19 protein-coding genes are annotated in these 23,499 nt (G+C 69.9%); 12 read left to right on the plus strand and 7 right to left on the minus strand.

The features are described from left to right. Window positions 1-58: 58 nt before the first annotated feature. Entirely contained in the window at window positions 59-565 is a 507-nt protein-coding gene (locus tag FHS23_RS05740) for a phosphoribosyltransferase family protein (RefSeq protein WP_183648860.1), read from the plus strand. Continuing rightward, window positions 562-1,308 carry a Fic family protein gene (locus FHS23_RS05745; protein WP_183648862.1) on the plus strand — a complete coding sequence of 249 codons (747 nt, stop codon included), beginning with the start codon at window positions 562-564 and terminating at the stop codon, window positions 1,306-1,308. Before FHS23_RS05740 ends, FHS23_RS05745 begins: the two co-directional genes overlap by 4 nt. Window positions 1,309-1,365: 57 nt before the next feature. Here FHS23_RS05745 and murQ read toward each other — a convergent pair whose 3' ends face one another. The 6 genes from murQ to FHS23_RS05775 all read right to left on the minus strand — a co-directional run bounded on the left by murQ (window position 1,366) and on the right by FHS23_RS05775 (window position 10,248). Beyond that, a complete protein-coding gene (gene murQ, locus FHS23_RS05750) occupies window positions 1,366-2,319 on the minus strand; it encodes an N-acetylmuramic acid 6-phosphate etherase (RefSeq protein WP_221218962.1) in 954 nt (317 codons plus the stop codon). A gap of 47 nt (window positions 2,320-2,366) precedes the next feature. Continuing rightward, on the minus strand, window positions 2,367-3,302 hold the full coding sequence (locus FHS23_RS05755) for a MurR/RpiR family transcriptional regulator (RefSeq protein ID WP_183648869.1): 936 nt from the start codon (window positions 3,300-3,302) through the stop codon (window positions 2,367-2,369). 689 nt (window positions 3,303-3,991) lie between these two features. Beyond that, window positions 3,992-5,449 carry a serine hydrolase domain-containing protein gene (locus FHS23_RS05760; RefSeq protein WP_183648872.1) on the minus strand — a complete coding sequence of 486 codons (1,458 nt, stop codon included), beginning with the start codon at window positions 5,447-5,449 and terminating at the stop codon, window positions 3,992-3,994. A gap of 34 nt (window positions 5,450-5,483) precedes the next feature. After that, a complete protein-coding gene (locus FHS23_RS05765) occupies window positions 5,484-6,785 on the minus strand; it encodes an exo-beta-N-acetylmuramidase NamZ family protein (protein WP_183648875.1) in 1,302 nt (433 codons plus the stop codon). Window positions 6,786-6,789: 4 nt separating this feature from the next. Further along, the gene (locus tag FHS23_RS05770) at window positions 6,790-8,631 is read right to left on the minus strand and encodes a glycoside hydrolase family 3 protein (RefSeq protein WP_343053664.1); all 1,842 of its coding nucleotides are present in this window, start codon (window positions 8,629-8,631) and stop codon (window positions 6,790-6,792) included. Between the two features lie 795 nt (window positions 8,632-9,426). After that, window positions 9,427-10,248, minus strand: coding sequence for an HAD-IB family hydrolase (locus FHS23_RS05775; RefSeq protein WP_183648878.1), 822 nt, complete (start codon window positions 10,246-10,248; stop codon window positions 9,427-9,429). 386 nt (window positions 10,249-10,634) lie between these two features. Here FHS23_RS05775 and ssd point away from each other — a divergent pair, with 386 nt between their 5' ends. The 8 genes from ssd to FHS23_RS05815 all read left to right on the plus strand — a co-directional run bounded on the left by ssd (window position 10,635) and on the right by FHS23_RS05815 (window position 17,366). Continuing rightward, window positions 10,635-11,801: a septum site-determining protein Ssd gene (gene ssd, locus FHS23_RS05780; RefSeq protein ID WP_183648881.1), complete on the plus strand. Its 1,167-nt coding sequence runs from the start codon at window positions 10,635-10,637 to the stop codon at window positions 11,799-11,801. Window positions 11,802-11,904: 103 nt separating this feature from the next. After that, entirely contained in the window at window positions 11,905-13,116 is a 1,212-nt protein-coding gene (locus FHS23_RS05785; RefSeq protein ID WP_183648884.1) for a TadA family conjugal transfer-associated ATPase, read from the plus strand. Then, window positions 13,110-13,958: a type II secretion system F family protein gene (locus FHS23_RS05790; protein ID WP_183648898.1), complete on the plus strand. Its 849-nt coding sequence runs from the start codon at window positions 13,110-13,112 to the stop codon at window positions 13,956-13,958. Before FHS23_RS05785 ends, FHS23_RS05790 begins: the two co-directional genes overlap by 7 nt. Then, window positions 13,955-14,683 (plus strand): type II secretion system F family protein, encoded by a 729-nt coding sequence (locus tag FHS23_RS05795; protein WP_183648911.1) that lies wholly within the window; start codon window positions 13,955-13,957, stop codon window positions 14,681-14,683. The genes FHS23_RS05790 and FHS23_RS05795 overlap by 4 nt, the downstream gene beginning before the upstream one ends. 364 nt (window positions 14,684-15,047) lie before the next feature. After that, a complete protein-coding gene (locus tag FHS23_RS23680) occupies window positions 15,048-15,329 on the plus strand; it encodes a DUF4244 domain-containing protein (RefSeq protein ID WP_343053665.1) in 282 nt (93 codons plus the stop codon). After that, window positions 15,329-15,844 (plus strand): TadE family type IV pilus minor pilin, encoded by a 516-nt coding sequence (locus FHS23_RS05805; RefSeq protein WP_246381343.1) that lies wholly within the window; start codon window positions 15,329-15,331, stop codon window positions 15,842-15,844. Before FHS23_RS23680 ends, FHS23_RS05805 begins: the two co-directional genes overlap by 1 nt. A gap of 155 nt (window positions 15,845-15,999) precedes the next feature. Further along, window positions 16,000-16,518: an Rv3654c family TadE-like protein gene (locus tag FHS23_RS05810; RefSeq protein ID WP_183648914.1), complete on the plus strand. Its 519-nt coding sequence runs from the start codon at window positions 16,000-16,002 to the stop codon at window positions 16,516-16,518. 194 nt (window positions 16,519-16,712) lie between these two features. Then, window positions 16,713-17,366, plus strand: coding sequence for a bifunctional DNA primase/polymerase (locus FHS23_RS05815; RefSeq protein ID WP_183648917.1), 654 nt, complete (start codon window positions 16,713-16,715; stop codon window positions 17,364-17,366). Here the strand turns inward: FHS23_RS05815 and FHS23_RS05820 are convergent. Then, a complete protein-coding gene (locus FHS23_RS05820) occupies window positions 17,336-19,771 on the minus strand; it encodes a DEAD/DEAH box helicase (RefSeq protein WP_183648920.1) in 2,436 nt (811 codons plus the stop codon). The genes FHS23_RS05815 and FHS23_RS05820 overlap by 31 nt on opposite strands. 245 nt (window positions 19,772-20,016) lie before the next feature. Here FHS23_RS05820 and FHS23_RS05825 point away from each other — a divergent pair, with 245 nt between their 5' ends. Further along, complete coding sequence (locus FHS23_RS05825; protein ID WP_183648923.1) at window positions 20,017-22,299, plus strand: sodium-translocating pyrophosphatase; 2,283 nt, start codon at window positions 20,017-20,019, stop codon at window positions 22,297-22,299. A gap of 252 nt (window positions 22,300-22,551) precedes the next feature. After that, window positions 22,552-23,160 carry a hypothetical protein gene (locus tag FHS23_RS05830; RefSeq protein ID WP_183648927.1) on the plus strand — a complete coding sequence of 203 codons (609 nt, stop codon included), beginning with the start codon at window positions 22,552-22,554 and terminating at the stop codon, window positions 23,158-23,160. Window positions 23,161-23,499: the final 339 nt, after the last annotated feature.

Raw genomic sequence — 23,499 nt, forward strand, 5'->3', positions numbered from 1 at the left:
GACGAACGGTCGGCGCATATGCTCGCCGGAGTGTGCAAGCGACGCGGGAGGATGGCCAGTGGCCGAGAGTGAGCCGGAGCGCGAGGTGCTCACGTGGGATCTGTTCGGGACGGCGAGTCGTGAGCTCGCCGAGACGGTGGCCGACAGCGGGTTCCGGCCCGACCTGATCCTGTCGATCGCCCGCGGTGGACTGTTCGTGGCGGGTGCGCTCGGGTATGCGCTCGACGTGAAGAACCTGTACGTGATGAACGTCGAGTTCTACACGGGCGTCGACGAGCGACTCGACCTGCCGGTGATGCTGCCGCCGGTCCCGAACGCCGTGGATTTGGCGGGTGCGAAGGTGCTGGTGGCCGATGACGTCGCCGACACCGGTGCGACGCTGAAACTGGTGCGGGACTTCTGTGCCGACGAGGTGGCCGAGGTGCGTTGCGCCGTCGTGTACGAGAAGCCTGCGTCGACGGTGGCGTGCGACTACGTGTGGCGGCGCACCGACCGGTGGATCAACTTCCCTTGGTCGACCGAGCCGCCTGTGGTGACAAGGGAGGGCCAGGTGCTGGACGCATGAGTCAGGGTGTTGCCGGGGGTGGCGACCCGCTCGCGCCGCTCGTCGAGCTCGACGGTGTCGCGGAGGCGGCGAAGTCGGCGCAGGACGCGGTGTTCGCCGTGCACCGGTACGGCGTGAACCTGCGCGAGGGTTCGGCGACCGCCGCGGAGGCGTCGGTGCGAGCCGCGCGGGCGTCTGCGGGCGTCGAGGGCGTCGACCCGGAGATCCCCGACGAGGGCGAGGTGCGTGACCCGGTGCTGGCGGGGGCGCTGCGCGTGGCGAAGGCGAGTGAAACGCTGCTGCCGACGTGGCGCCGCGCCCCGATGCAGGCGCTCGCGCGGATCCATGTCCTCGCCGCGGCGGACCTGACCTCGGACTCCGATGCGCTCGGTAGGCCCGACCCGGCGGCCTCACCCCGGCTCGAGCTGCTCGGACAGTTGGTCACCGGCGGAACGAAGGTGCCGGCGGCGGTGCTCTCCGCCGTGGTCCACGGCGAGCTGCTGGCACTGCGGGCGTTCGGCAGCGCTGACGGCGTGGTCGCGCGCGCGGCCGCGCGGCTGACGATGGTGGCGAGCGGGCTCGACCCGAAATCGCTCACCGTGCCGGAGGTCGCCTGTTTCCGCAGGCAGGAGCGGTACGTCGAGACGGCGGCCGCGTTCGCCTCCGGTGAGCCCGACGGCGTGCGGGACTGGTTGTTGTTCAGCTGCGCGGCCTTCGAGGCCGGTGCCCGAGAAGCACAGAGCATCGCCGACTCGGCGGCCTGAGCCGCGGCCACGGGTGAGGCCGCTCGGGTCCACCCGTGGCCGGCGAGCCGGTGAGGTTCAGGACGCGCGGGGCCGGATCTCGTCGAGGGCGTCGCGGACGTGCCCGCCGGTGTGTTCGAGTGCGCCCGCCGCGGTCGTGACGTCGACATCGCCGAGCAGGTGCACGAGCGCCACCTTCAGATCACCGTCGGCCCTGGTCAGCGCCTCGTCGCAGTCCTGTTCGCTCGCGCCGGTCGCCTCGCGGAGGATGCGCAACGTGCGGCCGCGCAGCTTCGCGTTGGTGGCGAGCATGCCGACCATCAGGTTCGAGTACGTGCGCCCGAGTTTGACCATCGTGGCCGTGGAGAAGGCGGTCAGCACCATCTTCTGTGCCGTGCCCGCCTTCATCCGGGTCGATCCGGCCACGGCCTCGGGACCGGTGTCCACGACGATCGACACGTCGACCTCCGGGGGAACCGGCGCGGACGGGTTGTCCGACACCAGACCGGTCCGCGCGCCGAGCCGCTTGGCCTCCTTGAGCGCTCCGAGCACGTACGGCGTCCGGCCCGACGCGGTCAGCCCCAGCACGAAGTCGCCCGGTTCGACCGACGACGCGATCTCGGAGGCGCCCGCCGATTCGTCGTCCTCGGCGTTCTCCACGGGAAGCCGCAGCGCACGTTCGCCGCCGGCGTGGTGCGCGACGAACCAGTCGGCGGGAACGTTGTACGTCGGCACCAACTCGGCGGCATCGAGCACCGCGAGCCTGCCCGACGTGCCCGCGCCGACGTAGTGCACCCGGCCGCCGCCGTGCAGCGCCGCCACCGCGTGGTCGACAGCGACGGTCAGCTCCTCCAGCACCGCCTTCACGGCCCCGGCGACCTGGGCGTCCTCGGCGTTGATCGCCGTGAGGATGCCCTGGGTCGACATGCGATCGAGGTCGGTCGTGCGTGGATTGCGTTGTTCGGTCGGCGACTCGACGTGCGCGATCGTCGTGACCTGCTGCGGGCCCGCGTTCGTCGTGCGGGATGCCATGTTCCTCACCGTTTCGGTTCTCACCGGGCCGCTTGCCGGCCCGGTTCTCATCGGGTGCGTCGCCGCCCGTCGGGGCGGGTCCCGAGCCTGTGTGTGCCGACCGCGTCGCGCGTGGCGTCGAGAGCTTTCACGGCATCGTCCATGTGCTGCTGTGCGACGCCGATGAAGAGGCAGTCGATCACCGTGAGTTGCGCGATCCGGCTTGCGGTGGCGCCGGAGCGGAAGGTCGTCTCGCGCGCCGCGGTGGTGAGCACGTGGTCGGCGATCTCGGCGAGCGGCGAGCGCGGGAAGTTGGTCAGGGCAACCGTCGTCGCCCCGTGTTCCTTGGCGGCGCGCAGCGCCTCGACGGTGTCGGTGGTCGCGCCGGAATGGGAGATACCGACGGCGACGTCACCCTCGCCGAGTACCGCGGCCGAGGTCAGCATGATGTGCGTGTCGGACCAGGAGAAGCTGACGCGGCCGATGCGGTGCAGCTTCTGTTGCAGGTCCGCCGCGACGAACGCGCTCGCGCCGACGCCGTAGACATCGACCCGTCCCGCGCCCGCCATCACGTCGACGACCTGTTGCAGTCGGTCGACGTCGAGCTGCTCGGTGGTCTCCTCGACGGCCCTGGCGTCGGTGAAGCCGATCTTGCCGACGATCGATGCGAGGTCGTCGTCGTAGGAGATGTCGCCGCCGTGGACCTGCGGGGTGCGTGCCGCCGAACGGGCCGTGTCCGCAGCGAGCGCGATGCGCAGCTGCGGGTATCCGCCCACCCCGATCGCCTTGCAGAATCGGGTGACGGTCGTCTCGCTGGTGTTGGCCGCGAGTGCGACCTCGGTGATGCTGCGACGGGACACGGTCGTCGGGTCGTCGAGCACGACCTTGGCGACGCGCTGTTCGGCCTTCGCCAGACCCGGGAGCAGGGAGCGGATGCGGACCAGCGGGCTGCCGTCCGGGTCGCCCGAGGCTGCGGCGGCCGCGCCCGTCGCGTCCCCGGCCATGTCAGTCAAGGATTCATCACCCACTGATTCCGTTGGAAAATTCCTTACTGTTGGCGTCTGCGACAAGGTTACCCACACCCTCCAGTTGATTGCAGCCCACGGTCCGTCCCCCGTCGACCCTGGCCACCCGGACCATCGTTGCTTAGAAAGTCGCCAACCGCCTAGGCAACGTTAGGCACAGGGGCTTAACGACTTGGCAACGTCACCTGCGGCTATGTGCCGGTAGCAGAGAGCGATTTCGCACGGTTTGTACCTTTCGATGAGGCGGCAGCGAGTTCCCGTTCCCGGTCGTGCGTTCGTCCTGCACGCGCGGACGAGGCGGGCCGGTCGGCTTACACCGATGGTTGTGAATCTGCTGGTGAATGGCCAACAATCGCCGCCGTCGGCGCCCCGCGAGAGAGCGCCGAAGTCTTTCGGCTTCGGTCGGATCAGCCGTGGCCGATCCGACCCGTCGACCGTCTCAACACCGGGTATTCCCACATCTCGGGCGCGATACGCGTGGAATGCGTGTAACGCACCTCGCGTTGCCCGCCCCTGCCGCTGCCGACATTGGACGGGCCGCCGTATTCGCACCGCGGTGGCCGGACGGGGTCCCGGACTGCACACAGCACTGCGGCGGCCCCGCGGGCAGTGGGTGGCACTGCCCGCGGGGCCGCCGCAGGTGTAGACGTGGTCCGGGTGGCCGGCGGTTACGAGCCGTGGCGGTGCAGGACCGGCTTCGGGCGGTGGCCGCCGACGGACGTCGAATCCTTCTCGCCGGAACCGGCCGGATTGCCGGCGCCGCCGGCGTTACCGCCGTCGGGCTTGTCACGCTCGGACTCGCCACCGGCGTTGCCGCGCTCGGGCTTGTCGTCCTGCCCAGGGGTGCGGAACCAGGAATCCCCGCCCGCGTTCGGCTTGGCCTTCAGGGCTTGCGACATCGAGGTCGCCCACGCCTCACGCGCGTCGTTGATCGAACCCCACTCGCGGGTCGGGTGCACCCGGTTGGTCAGCAGGATCGCCATCGACTGGGAGCGCGGGTCGATCACGAACGAGGTGCCCGCGTAGCCGGTGTGCCCTGCAGTGACGGGTGAGGACAGCTCGCCCATGTACCAGTCCTGGTCGAGTTCGAAGCCGAGACCGTGGGCGTGGTCGGGGAACTCCTGATTCCGGTCGGTGAGCATGTCCCGGACGCTGCGCTCCTTCAGGATGCGCTCGCCGCCGTAGACGCCACCGTTCAGCAGTGCCTGCCCGAGGACGCCCATGTCGCGCACGGTCGAGAAGATGCCCGCGTGACCGGCCACGCCGTCGAGCGACCAGGCGTTCTCGTCATGCGCGACACCGCGGATCATGCCGCGGTCCGGCTCGGACTGGTACTCGGTGGCCGCGATGCGGTCACGCTTCGAGGCCGGCGGGTTGAACCCGGTGTCGGTCATGCCGAGCGGGGCCGTGATGTTGTCGTGGACGTAGTGGTCGAGCCGCTTGCCGGTGAGCTTGCCGACGAGTTCGCCGAGCGTGATCAGGTTCAGATCGGAGTACTCGTACTCCGTTCCCGGCTCGTTCACCGGCTCGGCGGCGAGAACCGCACCGATGCGGGAGGTGCGGTCCGGGTGGTCCTTCCACAGCGGCATCGTGGCCTCGAGCCCCGAGGTGTGGGTCAGAAGCTGCTCTACGGTGATCGACTCCTTGCCGTTCGCCCCGAAGGCAGGCAGGTACCGGGAGACGGGCGCCGACAGCTCGACGTCGCCGCGTTCGATCAGCTGCATGACGGAGATCGAGGTGAACAGCTTGGTCACCGACGCCATGTCGAAGATGGTGTTCTCGCGTACGGGAACCTGCTGGTTCGGCGGCAATTCGTTGCCGTTGCGGTCGAAGCGCACCGCGCCTCCCGCCGAGAACTTGCCCACGACCTTGCCGTCGTGGGCGAGCAGTCCGGCGGCACCCGAGTACATCGGGTGGCCGTCGATGGCGTCCGACGCCGTCAAGCCGGCCAGCCGCCGCTCCGCCTCGCGAATCGGGCGCGGGTCCACGCCCGCGTCCTTGGGCTTGGACTGAGCGAGCGCGCCCGCCGTGGGCGACAGTGCGGTACGCGGCCCGTCGAACCCGTTGTCACCGGGTGTCGCCGCCGCCGCGGCGGTTGTGCTTGTCAGGACGAAGACAGCCGTCATCGCCACAATTCTGCCTCGCACGCGAGTTATCCCCCTACCGGTAGATCAAATACTGCTCCCGGTTCCGGCGGAATCCGGCGATCTCATCGGACCACGAACCGATGATCTCGTCCGTGCCTGCGCCGGCGTTTACCATCGTGCGGAGGCGATCGGAACCGAAGAGTTTGTCGATGAAGTTGTCCTCGCGCCATCCGAACAGCTCGGGGTGCACTCGTTTCGCCGTAACGATCATGGCGATGCCCGTGCGAATGGGCTCGAACGCGTGCGGATCGGTGATGTTCAGCTGTACGCCACCGCATTGTTCGTCGGTGAATTTGCCGAACGTCGGCACGAAGTACGTTTCCCGGAACGATACACCGGGAAGGCCTTGTTCCTGGAGTGCTTCACGCCACCTCCAGTCGACGCCGGGTGCGCCCATGATCTCGAACGGGGACGTGGTGCCCCGTCCCTCGGAGAACACCGTTCCCTCGAAAAGGCAGGTCCCGGGGTATGCGAGTGCGGTTTCCGGCGTCGGCATGTTCGGGCTCGGCGGGGTCCACACAAGATCGGTTTGCGAGAACAAACGATCGCGTTTCCAGCCGCTGATCTCGATGACGTCCAGACTGTCGAGTTTCCCGCCGTCCTCGGGCAGGAATTCGTTGTTGAACAACCGCGCGAGCTCGCCGGCCGTCATGCCGTGTTGCAGGACGATCGGCTTCAACCCGACGCCGGAACTGAACTTCGGGTCGAGCGTCGGGCCGTACGCCGACCCTCCGATGGGGTTGGGCCGGTCGAGTACGACGAATCCCACTCCGACCCGTGCGGCCGCCGCCATGCCCTCGTACATCGCCCAGATGTAGGTGTAGAAGCGCGATCCCACGTCGTTGATGTCGAAGACGACCGTGTCGACGCCGGACTTGCGATACATACGGGCGAGTTCATCGATCGTGGCGCCGTACGCGTCGTAGACGGGGACCCCGGTGCGAGGATCCTTGTAGTCACCTTCCGAACCGCCTGCCTGGGCACTGCCCCGGAAACCGTGCTCGGGACCGAAGGCGGCGACCGGGCGGATGCCGGCCTCGATCAGCGAATCGACGATGTGGCCGCCGCTCTTGAGGACACCGGTGGGGTTGGACAGGACGCCCACCTTGCGGTCGGCGAGGCGTTTCCAGCCCTCGTCGGCGAGGATGTCGGCCCCGGGCCGGACGGCCCGTCCCGGTTCGGGGCCGGACCGTCCGGAAGCGCCGTCGGACGATGCGCCGGGCCGTGGAGCAGCGGACGCGAGCTGCGAACCCGAGGTCAGCAGCGGGGTCGCGAGCGCGCCCGCGCCCAGGAACGTGCGTCGGTTGAAAGGCATTTCATCACCAGGTCAGACCGTGGCCGAAGGGGTAAAGGGTCGTGTCGGGGTCGTCGCCCGCCGGAATCGTCACCGGCAACTTGCCCTGCGGGGCCTGCTGGCCGAGCAGCACCTTCGCGAGTGAAGTCATGGAGACGTCCCGCCAGTCGTACGTGGCGAGCCAGGTCGGGACATCGACGTAGCCGGGGTCGTAGGGCTCCTGGACCGAGACTGCCACGACGTTCGCGTCCGTCGCCAACAACTCGTGCAGCAGGTCACGTTGCGCGGCATCATCCGCGAGGCCGTTCGTCAGGACGACGACCGTGTCGGCGTCACCCGCTGCGTTCACCGCGCGCCGGATCGTCGCCTCGTCGGGGTCGGCGCCAGTCGGCAGGGCCGTCGCGGAATCACCGAGTTTCGACGCGAGCGACTCGACGGGGCGGGCCGGGTAGCCCGGATAGTCGAGGTTGTTCCAGCCGGTCACGAGGGTCTTGCCCTGCCCGGTCAGCGGCAGGACCTCGTCGTCGTTGCTCAGGAGCGTCGGGGCCTTGTCGGTGGCGGACTGCACCGTGGCGTGGTTGTCCGGCGTTCCGACCTTCTTGTCCACGGCTCCGACGTTCACCATCGGCGCCTCGGGGATCCCGCGCTTCTTCTTCAGCTCGAGAATGCGGAGCACGCTCTCGTTGATGCGTTCCTCGGTGATGCGACCGCTCTTCACCGCATCCAGCACGCCGTCGACGGCGACGTCGAGGTCCGGCGGCATCAGCATCTGGTCGACACCCGCTTCGAGGGCGAGCACCGGAATCTCACGGTCGGAGTGCATCTCGCGCACACCCTGCATCCCCAGTGAGTCGGTGACGACCACGCCGTCGTAACCGAGTTCTTCGCGCAGCAGGCCGGTCATGATCGGCTTCGACAGCGTGGCCGGCTCGCCCGACGGGTCGAGGTTGGGGAAGCGGATGTGCGCGGTCATGATCGAGTCGATGCCCGCGTCGATGGCCGCCTCGAAGGGCGGCAGATCGATCTCACGCCACTCCTGCTCGGTGCGGTCGATCGTGGGCAGGCTGGTGTGGCTGTCGGTCGCGGCGTCGCCGTGGCCGGGGAAGTGCTTGGCCGAGCTCGAGACCGTTTCGGTGCGGCTGCCCGAGTCCTGGTAGCCGTGAATCTGCGCGCTCACGAACTCGCTCGCGACCTGCGGATCCGCGGAGAACGACCGCGAGCCGATGATCGGGTTCGCCGGGTTGGAGTTGACATCCGCGATCGGTGCGAAGTCCTGGCTGATTCCCATGGCGCGCAGTTCGGAGCCGGTCACGGCGGCCGTCGACTTCGCGGCTTCGGAATCGCGGCCTGCTCCGAGTGCCATCGCGCTCGGTTGTTCGGTCGCGGGCTCACCCACGCGGGTCACGCGGCCGCCTTCCTGGTCGACGGACACGATCAGCGGCACACCGGCACCGGTCGAGTGCGCCGCCCGCTGCAGCCCGTTGGACAGCTTCGCAACCTGCTTCGGACGCTCGATGTTGTCCGTGCCGCTGTGGTTGAAGTAGATGACACCGCCCGGCTGGTACTTGCGCACGACGTCGGACGGCGTGTCCACGCCGTACTTCTCCTGGTTGCCGGCGTGCTTCTGGTTCGGCGCCTGTCCCCAGACGTCGGCGACGAACAGCTGCCCCACTCTCTGTTCGAGAGTCATGCCGCGCAGCGTGCGTTCGGCCCAGTCCGCGTTGTCAGCGTCGGACCGTGCCGGCGGGTTCGCGGACACGTCGGCTCCTGCGGCCGATGCACCGACACCGCCGGTCACGACGAGCAGTCCGGTGAGCGTCGCAGCGGCATAGCTGTTCCTCCTGCGCCGGGAAGCAGGTTCTGTCACGAAATTCCTCCAGTGAGCGTGTGGATGTGAGAAATCCACGAATGCGTCAGCACCGGAAAGTTAGGCGAGCGCCGTAGGCCCGTCAATGGACGAACGTCGCGGATCGGTACGAGTGGCCCCTTCGCTCCGAAAACCGACATGAAAGGTCCACTCGCGGGTTCGCACGGGTGAATGGAATGCACCGTTCGCGGATCGATTCGCGCTCACGGAAGTGTGATGGTCGGGGCAGTCGGTGACGTGGGCAGGCGGGGACGAGACAGGGGCCTGGGTGCGGTCGCGGGCCGTTCGAAGGCGACGGATCGGCGTGATCACCTGAGCGGGGCGGATCCGAATCGCGCACTCACACGGTGCTGCGGCCTGGCGCACACACAGGCGGGGCCCGCCGACGATGTCGACGGGCCCCGCCTCGCGCGAGCGCCTGGGCGACCAAGCTGCAACGTGTGTCGCATCTTTTGGGGTACTAGGCGTCCGGCGTCCCGGTGACGCAGTCCCACGGCGACGAAGCCTTACGCGGCGTGCCCAGCGTGGGTACCCGGTACCCGCGCACGGAGATCGATCGGGGTGGATCGGGCTCATCTTCGCCGGATCCCTGGCCGGTTCGACGTCCGCACCTCCAGTTGTACTCAGTGATGCAGCTCACTTCAAGGGGTTGTTCGGGTGCACCGGTACAGATTGTGTCGGCGTGTGCGCGTGACGTGGGTTTCCCTGGTGTGCCGGGAAAGTCAGCCGCCGGATGGGTGTTGACGCGCCTCTTGTCGCGGTCGCCGCACTGTGTCGTCGAGGTGGGGTGTGCGGTCACGCGTCGTGTGCGCTCGGCCGTCGCCACAGCCCGTAGGCGGCGATCCCGACGACGGCGGCGATTCCCAACCCGAAGCCCAGCCCCGTGAGCACGTCGACCCGCGCCGGCATCCTCGAACGGATCGTCACCGGCTTGTCGAAGATGTGGATCTCCCAGGCGCGTTCCGTGGCGATCCGGCGGAGCGTGCGGTCGGGGTTGACGGCGTGCGGGTGCCCGACGGTCTCCAAAAGGGGAACGTCGGTGCTCGAATCACTGTAGGCGTGGCAGTGAGCGAGGTCGTAGCCGCGTTTCGCGGCGAGCCTGCGCGCCGCGGCGGCCTTCTGCTCGCCGTAGCAGTAGAAGTCGATCTCGCCCGAATAATGGCCGTCCACGATGCCCATGCGGGTGCCGACGCTGTGGTCGGCGCCGAGCATGCCGGCGATCGGCGTGACCACCTCCTCGCCGGCGGCGGACAGCACGATCACGTCGTGTCCCTGCGCCTGGTGGGCGGTGATGAGTGCCTCGGCCTCGGCGTAGACGAGCGGTGTCACGACGTCCTGCAATGCCTCGGCCACGACCGCTCGCAGCTGGGCCACGTCCCAGCCCCGGCACAGCGCGGAGATCTCGGCCCGCAGGCGTTCGGTACGACCCTCGTCCGCGCCGGACAACGAGAAGACGAGTTGGGCGTACGCGCTCTTCAAAGCAGTGCGACGACTGATCATTCCTTCGCGCATGAGTGGCCGCCCGAACGCGAGTGCGCTCGACGAGGCGATGATGGTCTTGTCGAGGTCGAAGAACGCCGCGACACCGCGGTTCGGAGAGCTCCCGGAGTCGGCCACGGGCCAACGATAGGTGATCGACACGGGTGCAGGGGCCACCGGACGACCGTTGCCGCCACCTCAGCCGCCCGCACCGCGCTCCGCGACCCTTCTGTTACCGAATTGCCTGTTCAGAACGGGTTTCGGACCGGTAGGTGGAGCTACCCTGAAAGTAGTCCGGTGTCGCTCCCGGATACGGCTCGGCTCACCCCCGGCCGAGCCCGGGCGGTCCCCGTTTCCCTCCCCCTGGCGGGGACCGCCCCCTCGAATTCTCGAGCTGCTCGTACCACGACTACCGCCGAGTTATCCACAACGACCCGGTTGTCCACAGGTTCGTGGTTTTCCCCTTTCCGGCATCGCGGCCGCAGGTGAATCTGGATGCGCAACCGAGAATTCGTGGGGGCGTGATGGAACGGACTGTGGAGCGGCCGTCGGAGCGCGGCGTCGCCGGCAAAGCCGCGGGGAAGCCCGTTACTGGGCAGACCGGCGGGGGTTTCGAACTCACCGAGCGGGTGACCGGCACCGACGGGCGGCCGCTCGTCGTGGCGCGGGAGGGTCGCGTGCTGGACGAGATCCGTCGGCACGCCGCGGCGGTCGACTGCGATGTCGTCAGGGTGGCCGACCTCGACGAGGCGGCACCGTACTGGAACGACGCACCGCTCGTGCTCGTCGACGAGGAGGTCGCACCCGCGAGGCGGGTGCGGCCCCGTCGCGGCGACGTCGTACTGGTGTGCGGCGGCAAGCCCCCGCACAGCGTGTGGCGTCGAGCCGTGGTGCTGGGTGCGCGGGAGGTCGTGACGCTGCCCGACACCGACGGGGTGCTGCTCACCTCGTTGGCCGACGTCGTCGAACAGCCGAGCACGGACCGCGGCCACGTCGTCGCCGTGGTGGGCGGACGCGGCGGAGCCGGTGCATCGCTGCTGGCCGCGGCCGTGTCGGTCGGTGCGGCTCGGGCAGGTGGTCGTTCGGTGCTGCTCGACTGCGATCCCCTCGGCGGTGGTATCGATCTCGTGCTGGGCGCGGAACTGCAGGACGGTGTGCGGTGGCCGGACGTGCAGGTGCAGGGCGGGCGGGTGTCGATCTCCGCGCTAGATGCGGCTCTGCCGGTCGCGGGGCCTCCCGACGGCCCCGTCGCGATGCTCTCGTGCGACCGCGAGGGCTCGGGGCCGGCCCCGGAAACGGTCGAAGCGGTGCTCCGTGCAGGAGTGCGCGCCGGACGAACCGTGGTCTGCGATCTGCCCCGTGAGCCGGGGCCGTGTGGACAGCGCGTGCTGACGGCTGCGGACCTCGTCGTCCTGGTGGTGCCCGCCGAGTTGCGCGCGTGTGTTGCGGCCTCGCGGGTACTCGACCGGCTTGGAGATGCCCGTCCGCGTACGCGGGTGCTGGTCCGTGGCCCGTCGCCGGACGGGCTGAGCGCCCGCGACGTCGCCGCCAGTGTGGGTCTGCCGCTGCTGGGGTGGTTGCCCGCCGACCGTCGCGTCGCGAGGTCCGTCGAGCGCGGCTCGTTCAACCCACGTCGCCGCGGTCCGTTCGGTACTGCGGCGCGCACCGTGCTCGGCGAGTTGGCCGCGTGATCCGCGGCTCCGGGGCCGGTCCACGGGTGTCACGACCGTCCACAGTGAGTGGTATGGCCAATTCCCGTTGTGTTGTCCGATCGGCTTGTTTCAGGGGGAGAATATGAGAACCGCTACTGTCCATTCGGGACGGAACGAGGAAGTGCAGTCCGAGGATGCCCGGCTGGTGGAGCGAGTTCGGCAGCGGCTCGCCAACGCCGGCTCGGCGCCCGACCCGCAGTCGGTGGCCGAAGCCGTCCGCGCAGAAACCTCCGGTGTCGCAGGACATCTGGACGTCCTCGATGCGTTGCGACTGCTGCGGCACGAGTTCGTCGGCGCCGGTCCGCTGGAACCGTTGCTCGACGACCCGACTGTGACCGACGTGCTGGTGACCGCTCCCGACCAGGTGTGGGTCGACGGCTCGGGCGGACTACGTCGCACCGACGTGACTTTCGCCGACGAGGAGGCCGTACGCAGGCTCGCGCAGCGGCTCGCGCTCGCGGCGGGCAGGCGACTCGACGATGCTCAGCCGTTCGTCGACGGCTGGTTGTCCGGAGCCGGGCCGCACGGCCGGGTCCGTATGCATGCGGTCCTGCCGCCCGTGGCGGCCGGCGGCACCTGCTTGTCCCTGCGGGTGCTGCGCCCCGCGGCGCACGATCTGCGCGCACTGCGGAGGCTGGGCACCGTCGACGAATCCGGTTTCGCGTTGCTGGAAGCGGTGGTCACGGCACGGCTGGCGTTTCTGATCAGCGGAGCGACGGGGTCGGGGAAGACGACGATGCTCGCGGCGTTGCTGGGTGCGGTCCCACCGAAGGAACGCATCGTCAGCGTGGAGGACGCCGCGGAGATCCAGCCGTCGCATCCGCAGGTCGTCCAGCTCGTCGCGAGGCCGGCCAACGTCGAGGGTGCGGGTGAAGTGACTCTGCGCGATCTCGTGCGGGAGGCTTTGCGGATGCGGCCGGACCGGCTGGTGGTCGGCGAGGTGCGGGGCCGTGAGGTCTGCGAGCTGCTGAACGCGCTCAACACGGGTCACGACGGTGGTGCCGGCACATTGCACGCCAACTCGCCGAGTGAAGTGCCGGCCCGACTCGAAGCGCTGGCCGCGCTCGGCGGACTGTCCCGTTCCGCGTTGCACAGCCAGCTCGCGGCCGCGGTCCAGGTCGTGTTGCACATGGAGCGTGCCGACGGCAGGCGGCGGCTCACCGAGATCGGAGTCGTCCGGCGCTCGGGTGACGGTGTGGAGGTGCGGCCCGTCTGGACGCCCTCCGGCGTCACCGACGACCACGAACTGCTCGCGTCCCTGCTGCGCGACCGGGGTGTGGAACCGCCATGGTGACCGCGATGCAGGCGGTATCCGTGATGGTGGCAGGCGGCGTGGCACTGCTGCTCTGGCCACAGCGCTGGAGCGGACGGCGGCTGCGGGTCCTCGTCGGCCCGGCGAGAGCCGCAGAACCGAATCGGCGCCCGTGGCAGTCGTCGCGGTGGTGGCGAGCCGGAGTCAGCGCGGGATCGCTTGCGGCGCTGACAGCCGTGATGTGGGTTGGTCCCGGGGCGGTGCTGGCCGCCGGATGCGCCGCCGCGGCGGTACTCGTGCAGGTGCGTGCTCGCCGGCGAGTGCGGCGCGGCGTCGCCGCCCTGGCCGGCCTCGCCGAAGCGTTGCGTGCGATGGCCGGTGACCTCCGGTCCGGCGCACATCCCGCGACGGCCGCGGAATCCGCGGCACAGGACGCCCACACCGACATCGCCTCGGTTTTCCGTGCCATCGCGGTCTCTGTACGACTCGGCGGGAACCCGGACACGAGCCTCACCGGGCTGCCCGCCGGAACGGGGTCACTGCCCGCGGGAGTTCTGGAACGCGTGACGACCGCGTGGTCACTGGCACGCAGGCACGGGCTCGCGCTGGCCGACGTCGTCGACGCCGTTCACCGGGACGTGGCCACGCGCGCCCGGCTGGCGGGAACGCTCGATGCACGCATGGCGGGTCCGCGGGCGAGCGCACTGATCCTCGCGGGACTGCCCGTGCTCGGGGTGTTGCTCGGCGAGGCGATGGGGGCGGCACCGCTTGCCGTGCTGCTCACCACGACCGCGGGGCAGGTGCTGCTCGCCGTGGGCGCCGCGTTGCTGCTCGGCGGGGTGGCCTGGACATCGGCGATCACCGGAAGGGTGCTGCCCCGATGAGCCCGCTCGTGCCTGCACTGTTCGCCGTCGTGCTTTGGCTGCCGTCCGTGCCGTCGGCCGCCCGGCTGCGCGCATTGTTGCCGCCGAGCCGGAACGCGGCGGGACGGTCGTGGCTGCAACGGTGTCTCGGGCCGAAGGGCGGACTGTCCGAACGCGGGCTCGCGGTGATCGCCGGAGGGGCGGCCGGGGCGCTCGTCGCCGCCGCGGGGTCGATGCTCGCGGCGCCGGTGATCGGCGTCGGCACCTGGTGGGTCGTCCGTCGTCTGCGTATGCGTGATCGTGTGGAACCGGACCCCTTGCGCATGGCCGCGACCGGGGACCTCCTCGCGGCCTGCCTGCGATCGGGAATGCCAGTGTCCACAGGCGTACACGCGGTCGCGCCGACGGCCCAACCCGATGCGGCGGCCGCGTTGCAGGCCACCGCGGGCCTGCTGGCGCTGGGTGCCGAACCACGACAGGCGTGGCAGCCGGCTCGGCAGTGCCCCGCGACGGCCGAGCTCGCCCGCGCCGCGTGCCGCACCGCCCGGTCGGGCAGCGCACTTGCCGGTGTCGCCGAAGACATGGCCCACCGGGCACGGGAGGCCGTCGCCGATACCGCCGAGGCACGGGCCCAACGCGCAGGCGTACTGGTTACTGGCCCACTCGGACTGTGTTTCCTGCCCGCGTTCCTGTGCCTCGGCATTGCGCCCGTGGTGATCGGGCTCGCGACCGAATTGCTCATCTGAACCTGCGGAGAAACCAAGGACGCTCGGCGCGTGCCGGTGTCCGGAGAACGACGAAAGGAATCCCATGAACACGGTGATATCGATCGTGCGAACGATCCTCCCGATCAGTCGGCCCGCGGCCACAGCAGCCGCCGCGACACGGAGAGGTGCCGCAGCGGAGTCGGACGGGGTCCGGGGCGCGTCTGCCGGGACCGAGGAAAGGCCCGCCGGGACCCGGGGAACCGGCCTGCCCCAGCGAGAACCGTCCGTGGACGAGCATGCGGTCGACCTGGCCGCGTTGCTCCCGAGACAGGCGGGCCCGGGCCGGGCGTGGGAACCGCCTTCCCGAGGTGTCGACGACGGGGGCCGGGAGAGACGGCCGGCAGTGGACGGATCCGGCGAACTCGCCAACGACCGGGTGGCTGCCGGTGCTGCCGAACCGGACGCTGCGGGTGCCGATTCCGTTAATGCCGCCGGTGACGACTCGAACGGTGCGAACTCCGACACCGCCACCGACACCGATGCCGGTATGTCCACGGCCGAATACGCCATCGGCACCGTGGCCGCGGCGGCGTTGGCCGCAGTCCTGTACATGATCGTCACGGGCGACTCCGTGACCTCAGCACTGACCTCGATCATCGAGCAGGCGTTGTCGGTGGACTTCTGATGCCCGGCGTGATGCCCCAGGCGGAGCCGTGTGCGCGCGACGGCACCGCCGGGCGCGCCGGTCCCGAGAAACACGGCAGCGGCGAACGCGGCAGCGGCGGACACGACGGCGGCGGACACGACGATGCTGCACGTCTCAGTGGTGGGCGTGCGGAGAACGACCGCGGCTCGGTGACCGTCGAAGGCGCGATCACGGTGTGCTCGCTGGTCGTGGCGCTGGGACTCGTCCTCGGCGTCGTCACGGCGGCGCTGACCCAGATGCGGTGCGCCGACGCCGCGGGTGAGGCGGCCCGCCTCCTCGGCAGAGGGGATGACGCCCGCGCCCGCGAAGCCGTCCGGCGGCTCGCCCCGGACGGCGCGACGTCGACGTCCCAGGCCGACGGCACGGGTATCACAGTCACGGTGCGCAGCCCGCTCCTCGACGGAGTACTGCCGGGAATCGAGCTCTCGGCCGAGGCCTACGCGGTTCGCGAACCCGGGACCGGAGAAGAGAGCGCGAACGGGGAATCGGGATGAGACTCGGCACGGCCCGCTCGCGGTCCGGACGGCACCCACCGGGCGAGCGGCACCCGCGGTCCGAACGGAACAGTGGCGGACGAATCGCGGCGCCGGGCTCCGAGGAGGGTACGGAGTCGGGTCGAGCCGGTGAGGGTGTCACGGCCGATTCCGGCATGGCGACGGTGTGGGGCGCGTTCGCGATCGCCGGGCTGATGGTGGTCGCCGGTCTGGTGTGGCTGGTGGGGCATGTGGCCGTGATCCGGCAACAGGTCTCCAACGCGGCGGACCTCGCGGCCCTCGCCGCCGCGGGACGAGTGGATCGCAGCGCGAGCGAGGCGTGCCGGTTCGCGGCGACGGTCACCGACCGCATGCACGTCGAGTTGGCCGACTGCCGGGTCGCGCACCCCGACGCGCTCGTCGTCGTCGAAAAGGCCGGTGGACCGTGGCTCGCGCCGTTCGGCCCGGTGGCCGCCAGGGCACGCGCCGGCCCGACGACGGAGCGCGACGGTGGCGGCACCGGCGAGATGACGCCGACCGACGGTGGCCATGGCGACGAGCAGCGGTCGACTGCGCGCGATGAACGGTGTGCACGGCCCGTGCACCGAACGGACGCTGCGGCGGGATCACCGTTCCGGCAGGGCTCCGCCGGGTGGTGCGCGGGTAGGGGGATTCGCAGGTCATCACCACGATGAACGGTCCGTCGACCGACGTCGCGGTCCGATGACCGGCCACCGACCTTCGGCGCGGCCGTTGTGTCGATGCTCACTCATCGTTTCCGAACGTCCGGTTGTCGAGAGCCTCTGTCGTCGCCCCTGCAACTTGCCGTTAAGTGAAATCAGGCGCCGCGAAGGAGCGGTGCGAACGTTTCAGGAGGCTTGAGCAAGACATGTTGGACATGGAGTGGCCCGACAGCTGGCGCGGCTCGTTCCGGATCGAGCTGCGCGCGGAGGCGATCAGCCTCGCCGAGCGTGGCTGGCCCATCCTGCCGGGCACGGTCTCCGCGGGTGAGGGCGCGGACTGGGAGTACCCGGCGCCCGCACACGAGGACTGGCAGAACCGGCTCGGCGCACACCCGCGTCAGGTCGCCGCGTGGTTCACCGGCACGCCGTGCAGCTTGCTCGTCGCAACCGGCACGATGGTCGACGCGTTCGAGGTCGGTGACGAGCTCGGCCGCCGAGCCGCGTCGCTGCTGCGGGTGACCGGCCATCCGGTGCCGATCGTGGCGATGCCGAACGGCCGTTGGCTGTTCCTCACCGCGTCGACCGAGACCGTGCACCCGGCACTCGGCGAGCACGACGACGTGACGTGGCACGGCCGCGACGGATACGTGCCGCTTCCTCCGACCCCGTACCGGCAGGGCGTGGTGCATTGGCGCGTCAAGCCGGAGATCTGGGGCTGGCGGCTGCCGGCTGCGTCGACCGTCCACGAAGTGCTCGTGCGTGCTCTGCTCGGCGAGCACGACGACGCGGCGGTGGCGGACACGTCCGGCGCGGTACTCCCGACCGACGATCAGTCCGCCGTAGCCCCTTCCGCGGCCTGAACGACCCCGTGACCGTGTTCGCCATCGCGTCCCATCGCCCCGAGCACGATGTCGAGCACGGTCACAGCCCCCGCCTTGTCCAGTGGTTCGTTGCCATTCCCGCACTTGGGCGACTGAACGCAGGACGGGCACCCGGCCGGGCATTCGCAGGAGACGATCGCCTCCCGCGTAGCGGCCAGCCATGGGACCAGCGCGGCAAACCCGCGATCGGCGAAACCGGCACCCCCGGGATGACCATCGTGCACGAACACCGTCGCCTCCCCGGTGTCAACGTGCAGTGCGGTGGACACTCCGCCGATGTCCCAGCGGTCGCACGTAGCGAACAGCGGTAGCAGGCCGATCGCTGCGTGCTCGGCAGCATGCAGGGCGCCGGGAAGGCGCGCCGATTCCAGCCCCGGCGCCTCCCGGCGCCCTGCAGCATCACCGTCCACATCGGATGCGGTACTGGCACCCGCGCATGCCGCGGCCCCGAGCAGGTCGTCGCTGATCGTGTACCAGACGGCCCTGGTGCGTAGTTCTTCCTCGGGAAGGTCGAGCGCCACCTGGTCCAGCACCGCACCCGACGGCAGCCGTCGCAGATAGCCCACAACCCGTGACGTGACGGCCACATCGCCGAGGCACACGGTCACGCCGCCGAAATGCTGCTTCTCGTGCGTGGCCAGCACCTCGATGTCGATCACCTCGCGCGGCGAGGTGTTCCACTCCGGGTCCTCGGCGTGCACGAGTGCCAAGCCGTTCTCCAGGTCGAGCTCGTCGACCACGTACGACGAACCCTGGTGCAGGTACACCGCGCCCGGATGGACCGTCGTGCACGCCGAGCCCGGATCGACCGTCCCCAACAGCCTCGACGTCTCCGCCTCGACGACCGCCACCTGTTCACCGCCCGAGCCGCGGATGTCCACATCGAACTGAGGCCGGTCCCGCGACGTCCAGTACCACCCGCTCGGCCGCCGCCGCAGGACCCCGTCGGCAACGAGCGACTCGAGGACCGCGCGCGCCTCGTCGCCCCCGAACGTGTCCAACTCGCCCGCCTTCAGTGGCGCCTCCGCGGCCGCGCACGCCAGTTGCGGCGCCAGCACGTACGGGTTGACCGGGTCGAGCACGGTCGTCTCAACCGGACGATCCAGCAAGGCCTCGGGATGGTGCACGAGGTACGTGTCCAGCGGATCGTCCCTCGCCACGAACACCACCAGCGCGTCGTCGCCCGCGCGGCCGGCACGCCCCGACTGCTGCCAGAACGACGCCAACGTGCCGGGATAGCCCGCGAGCACCGCCGCGTCGAGGCCGGAGATGTCGACACCAAGTTCGAGTGCGTTGGTGGTCGCCACACCGAGGAGCCGCCGCGTCATCAGGTCCGCCTCGAGGCGGCGCCGCTCCTCGGGCAGGTAGCCGGCGCGGTAGGCCGCGACCGTCTCCTCCAGTGCAGGATCGACCTCGGCCAGGATGCGTTTCGCACCCAGCGACGTCAGTTCCGCACCGTGGCGCGACCGTACGAACGCCAAAGTGCGCGCGCCCTCGATCACCAGCTCGGCCAGGATGCGCGCGGCCTCCGCACCTGCGGAGCGCCGCACGGGTGCGCCGTTCTCTCCGGTCAGTTCGTCGAGCAGCGGCGGCTCCCACAGCGCGACGGTCCGCGGGCCGCGCGGCGACGTGTCGTGGGTGACCGCGGTGGTGGTCCTGCCCGTGAGACGGGCGGCGAACTCCGCGGGTTCGGCGGTCGTCGCGGACGCCAGTACGAACACCGGGTCCGCGCCGTAGTGGCGGGCCACGCGTTGCAGTCGCCGCAGAAGCAACGCCACGTGCGAGCCGAACACGCCGCGATAGCTGTGACACTCGTCGACGACGACATAACGCAGCTTGCGGAACAGCGCCGCCCAGCGTGCGTGCCCGCTGAGGATGCCGCGGTGCAACATGTCGGGGTTCGTGAACACCCAGCGCGCGTGTTTGCGGACCCAGTCGCGTTCCTCGCGCGGGGTGTCGCCGTCGTAGGACGCCGCGCGCACACCGCCGAGGCCCAGCTGCGTCACGGCTCCCAGCTGGTCGGCGCCGAGGGCTTTCGTCGGCGCCAGGTACAGGGCCGTCGCCGAGGTGTCGGAGACCAGGGAGGACAGCACGGGCAGCTGGTAGACCAGCGACTTGCCGGACGCGGTGCCCGTGGCGACGATGACGTCCGAGCCCTCCCACGCGGCCGATGCGCCCGTGGCCTGGTGCGTCCACGGGCGGTCGATACCGCTGTCGCGCAGCGCGGACACCACCTCGTCGGGAGCCCAGGACGGCCAGTCGGTGACCGCTTCGTCGCGGCCCGGCAGGTCGGCGACGTGCGTGACCGGATCGCGGTCGTCGGGGATGCCGGCCGTCGCGCGCTCGAGCAGCCGGCGTGCCCGCGTGGTCGAGGCTTCGTTCATATGTTCGAGAATCGCACAGGGGGACGTCGTGACCATCGTCACCCAAGAGTGACCGGTGCCACACCGATACGCCGGGTATCCGCCCCGAAACAGGTCTCCCGAGATCGACTCCGTTACCAATACACTGCGCCGACAAACCGCAAAAAGTGGTGCACATCCCATGTCAGCGTCGACACAGTGGAGTCCGCGGAGCCTCGCGGCCGACCAGTCGCTGCTGGCGTAGGCGACACGTTTCAGGAGGACGCATGTCCCGGCACTTCCTCGCGGCCGGCTCTCCGGAGCTGGCCGGAGGTGACTACGGCATAGTCGCCGTGGTCGCCGTGATCGCCCTGGCTGCACTGGCACTCGGATACGTCCTGCTCAAGGAGGTCCTGGCGGCTGACCAGGGCACCGAGCGGATGCGCGAGATCGCCACCGCTGTGCAGGAGGGTGCCGCTGCCTATCTCAACAGGCAACGCAGAACGCTGGCCGTATTCGGCGTGGTGGTGTTCCTGCTGCTGTTGGCCCTACCGGCCGAGGACTGGAACGAACGCATCGGTCGTTCGCTGTTCTTCCTCATCGGCGCGGTGTTCTCGTTCTCGATCGGCTATCTCGGCATGTGGCTGGCCACGAGGGCGAACGTCCGGGTGGCGGCGGCCGCCAGGGAGACCGGTGGCCGGGAGAAGGCGATGCGCGTCGCGTTCCGCACCGGCGGCGTCGTCGGCATGATCACGGTCGGTCTCGGCCTGTTCGGTGCCGCCGTCGTGGTGCTGGTCTACGCGGGCCAGGCGCCGAAGGTGCTCGAAGGCTTCGGTTTCGGTGCCGCCCTGATCGCGATGTTCATGCGTGTCGGTGGCGGCATCTTCACCAAGGCCTCCGACGTCGGCGCGGACCTGGTCGGCAAGGTCGAGCAGAACATCCCCGAGGACGACCCGCGCAACGCGGCGACGATCGCCGACAACGTGGGCGACAACGTCGGTGACTGTGCAGGCATGGCCGCCGACCTGTTCGAGTCGTACGCCGTGACGCTCGTGGCGGCGTTGATCCTGGGCAGTGCGGCCTTCGGGGCCAGCGGCGAGGGGCTCGTCTTCCCGCTGATCATCCCGGCGATCGGTGTGATCACGGCGGTGATCGGCATCTACATCACCAAGGCCCGTTCCGGTGAGAGCGCGCTGACGACGATCAACCGCTCCTTCTACATCTCGGCAGCTATCTCGGCGGTGTTGTCGGCGATCGCGGCCTTCGTGTTCCTGCCGAGCTCGTTCGACGGGGCGTCCGGCAACCCTGCCGTCATCGCGACGATCTCCGTGCTGATCGGCATCGTGCTCGCCGGGCTGATCCTGTGGCTGACCGGTTACTACACGGGCACCGAGAACAAGCCCGTGAAGGATGTGGGCAAGACGTCCGAGACGGGTGCGGCGACGGTGATCCTGTCGGGCCTGTCGCTCGGGTTCGAATCGGCGGTGTATACGGCGCTGGTGATCGGTGCCGCGGTGTTCGGTGCCTACCTGCTCGGCGGTGCGGTCGCGCTGTTCGCCGTGGCGTTGGCCGGTACGGGGCTGCTGACAACCGTCGGCGTGATCGTCGCGATGGACACGTTCGGCCCGGTGGCGGACAACGCCCAGGGCATCGCGGAGATGTCGGGCGACCTCGAGGAGGGCGAGGGCGTTCAGATCCTCACCGAGCTCGACGCCGTCGGCAACACCACGAAGGCGATCACGAAGGGCATCGCGATCTCGACGGCCGTGCTGGCGGCGACGGCGTTGTTCGGCTCGTACTCGTCGGCGATCCGCGACGCGCTCACCGATGTCGGCAGGACGGTGGGGGACTCGGTCCCGGACTCGTTCATCGACAGCATCATTTCGCCGAACACGCTGGTCGGCGTCATCATCGGCGCCTCGGTGGTGTTCCTGTTCTCGGGTCTGGCCATCAACGCGGTGTCGCGTGCGGCCGGCGCCGTGGTCTACGAGGTGCGGCGGCAGTTCCGCGACATTCCGGGGATCATGGAGGGCACGACGCGGCCGGAGTACGGCAGGGTCGTCGACATCGTCACGCGCGATTCTCTGCGGGAGCTCGCGACGCCGGGTCTGCTGGCGGTGTTCGCGCCGATCGCCGTCGGGTTCGGACTCGGCACGGGTGCGCTCGCCGGGTATCTCGGCGGCGCGATCGCCTGCGGCACGCTCATGGCGGTCTTCCTCGCCAACTCCGGTGGTGCGTGGGACAACGCGAAGAAGCTGGTCGAGGACGGTCACCACGGTGGCAAGAACTCCGAGGCGCACTCGGCGACGGTCATCGGCGACACGGTGGGTGACCCGTTCAAGGACACCGCGGGTCCGGCGATCAACCCGCTGCTGAAGGTGATGAACCTGGTGTCGCTGCTGATCGCACCCGCGGTCGTGCAGCTCACGGTGGGCGAGGGTGCCTCGCCCGCACTGCGGATCACGTTCGCGGTCGTGTCGGTGGCGATCATCGTCGCCGCGATCGTCGTGTCGAAGCGGCGCGGTTCGGCGATGACCGAAACGCCCGCCGAGACGACGACGAACGCCTGACGCCACGCATTCGTGCCGGCGCCCCCAGGGGCACTTCGGTTGCGTTCAATACAGCCGGAGTGTCCTTGGGGGCGTTTCTGTCATGGCTCCGTCACGGCGTGGGCAAGGGCGGCGTGGGCAAGGGCGGCGTGGGCAAGGGCGATGTGGGCAGGGGAACAGCCTTCGTACCGGCGAACACCGGAACGGTACGGTCCGTGTCAGGCGGAGTACAAACGGTGACCGGAGGGGGCGGCGTTGGGGGCGCGGAGACGCGTGAGGGTCGGCGTGGCCGGCGGGATTCTCGGAGCTGCGCTGCTCGCCGGGTGCGGACAGCCGGAGACGGCGCCGCGGCCGGCGGACCGGCCGTCCGGCTCCGCCGATCCCACCCCGTCCGGCGCCGCCGACCGCGATTCCGCGGCCGGCCACGACGCCGAGCTCGTTGCCTGGGTCGACGAGTACTGCAGTGCGGCGGCCGACGTGGTCGACGCCGCGAGCCGTTTCCCCTCGATCGACGCCAGCACGCCGGAACGCACCTCGGCCACGGCCGACAGACTGCTGACGGTGATGATCGGTGGCCTCGACAACGCGCTCGAACGCCTCCGCGGCGTCGGCGAGACGGGCGTCGACGGTGCTGACCGGATGCGCTCCTCGACGGTCGAGGCCTACGGCCGGGTTCGTGACCAGGCGGCCGGCGCCAAACGCGCGCTCGACCGTCGCGGTGCGGAGGCGGTCGGTGTGGTGCGCGCGACGCTCGACCGGTTCGGCGGGCTGGACCTGCTCGGCGACCTGGACCGAGTGCCGGAGCTTCGTGACGCGGGCACCCGCTCGGACACCTGTGGCCGGCTCACCGCTTGGGGCGACGCGCGCATCGCGGGCAGGTGACGAGACCGGGGCCGCGAGCCCCGTGCATCTGCCCTCGGTGATTCGGGTGGGGAACGCCCGGGAATGTCTGGGCGGGCGGCGACGTCTCAAGGGGCAGGGCGTCACCCCACGACGGACCGGACAGTCGTCCGAGTGAGTCCCACGTCACCCGCGAAACCCACGGGTGGGTGGTCACCGTTGGGGTGGTGAACCCGAGTCGGCGTGGCGGCATGGAAACATCGGGGACGAATCGGCCATACCACTTGACACGCCGCATGTGGCGTGTTGAGCAACCTGGGCAGACACGACGGACGTTCAGCGTGCACACTGGCGGGTCCGACAGGTGATGTGAGGAAGCGG

Source organism: Prauserella isguenensis (assembly GCF_014191605.1).
GTDB lineage: Bacteria > Actinomycetota > Actinomycetes > Mycobacteriales > Pseudonocardiaceae > Prauserella > Prauserella isguenensis.

Bases quoted from the DNA above. Each gene is read 5' to 3' on its own strand.
- FHS23_RS05745 (WP_183648862.1), top strand. From the start codon at position 562: ATGAGTCAGGGTGTTGCCGGGGGTGGCGACCCGCTCGCGCCGCTCGTC.
- murQ (WP_221218962.1), bottom strand. From the start codon at position 2,319: ATGGCATCCCGCACGACGAACGCGGGCCCGCAGCAGGTCACGACGATC.
- FHS23_RS05755 (WP_183648869.1), bottom strand. From the start codon at position 3,302: ATGGCCGGGGACGCGACGGGCGCGGCCGCCGCAGCCTCGGGCGACCCG.
- FHS23_RS05760 (WP_183648872.1), bottom strand. From the start codon at position 5,449: ATGACGGCTGTCTTCGTCCTGACAAGCACAACCGCCGCGGCGGCGGCG.
- FHS23_RS05765 (WP_183648875.1), bottom strand. From the start codon at position 6,785: ATGCCTTTCAACCGACGCACGTTCCTGGGCGCGGGCGCGCTCGCGACC.
- ssd (WP_183648881.1), top strand. From the start codon at position 10,635: ATGGAACGGACTGTGGAGCGGCCGTCGGAGCGCGGCGTCGCCGGCAAA.
- FHS23_RS05785 (WP_183648884.1), top strand. From the start codon at position 11,905: ATGAGAACCGCTACTGTCCATTCGGGACGGAACGAGGAAGTGCAGTCC.
- FHS23_RS05790 (WP_183648898.1), top strand. From the start codon at position 13,110: ATGGTGACCGCGATGCAGGCGGTATCCGTGATGGTGGCAGGCGGCGTG.
- FHS23_RS05795 (WP_183648911.1), top strand. From the start codon at position 13,955: ATGAGCCCGCTCGTGCCTGCACTGTTCGCCGTCGTGCTTTGGCTGCCG.
- FHS23_RS05805 (WP_246381343.1), top strand. From the start codon at position 15,329: ATGCCCGGCGTGATGCCCCAGGCGGAGCCGTGTGCGCGCGACGGCACC.
- FHS23_RS05810 (WP_183648914.1), top strand. From the start codon at position 16,000: ATGGCGACGGTGTGGGGCGCGTTCGCGATCGCCGGGCTGATGGTGGTC.
- FHS23_RS05815 (WP_183648917.1), top strand. From the start codon at position 16,713: ATGTTGGACATGGAGTGGCCCGACAGCTGGCGCGGCTCGTTCCGGATC.
- FHS23_RS05820 (WP_183648920.1), bottom strand. From the start codon at position 19,771: ATGAACGAAGCCTCGACCACGCGGGCACGCCGGCTGCTCGAGCGCGCG.
- FHS23_RS05825 (WP_183648923.1), top strand. From the start codon at position 20,017: ATGTCCCGGCACTTCCTCGCGGCCGGCTCTCCGGAGCTGGCCGGAGGT.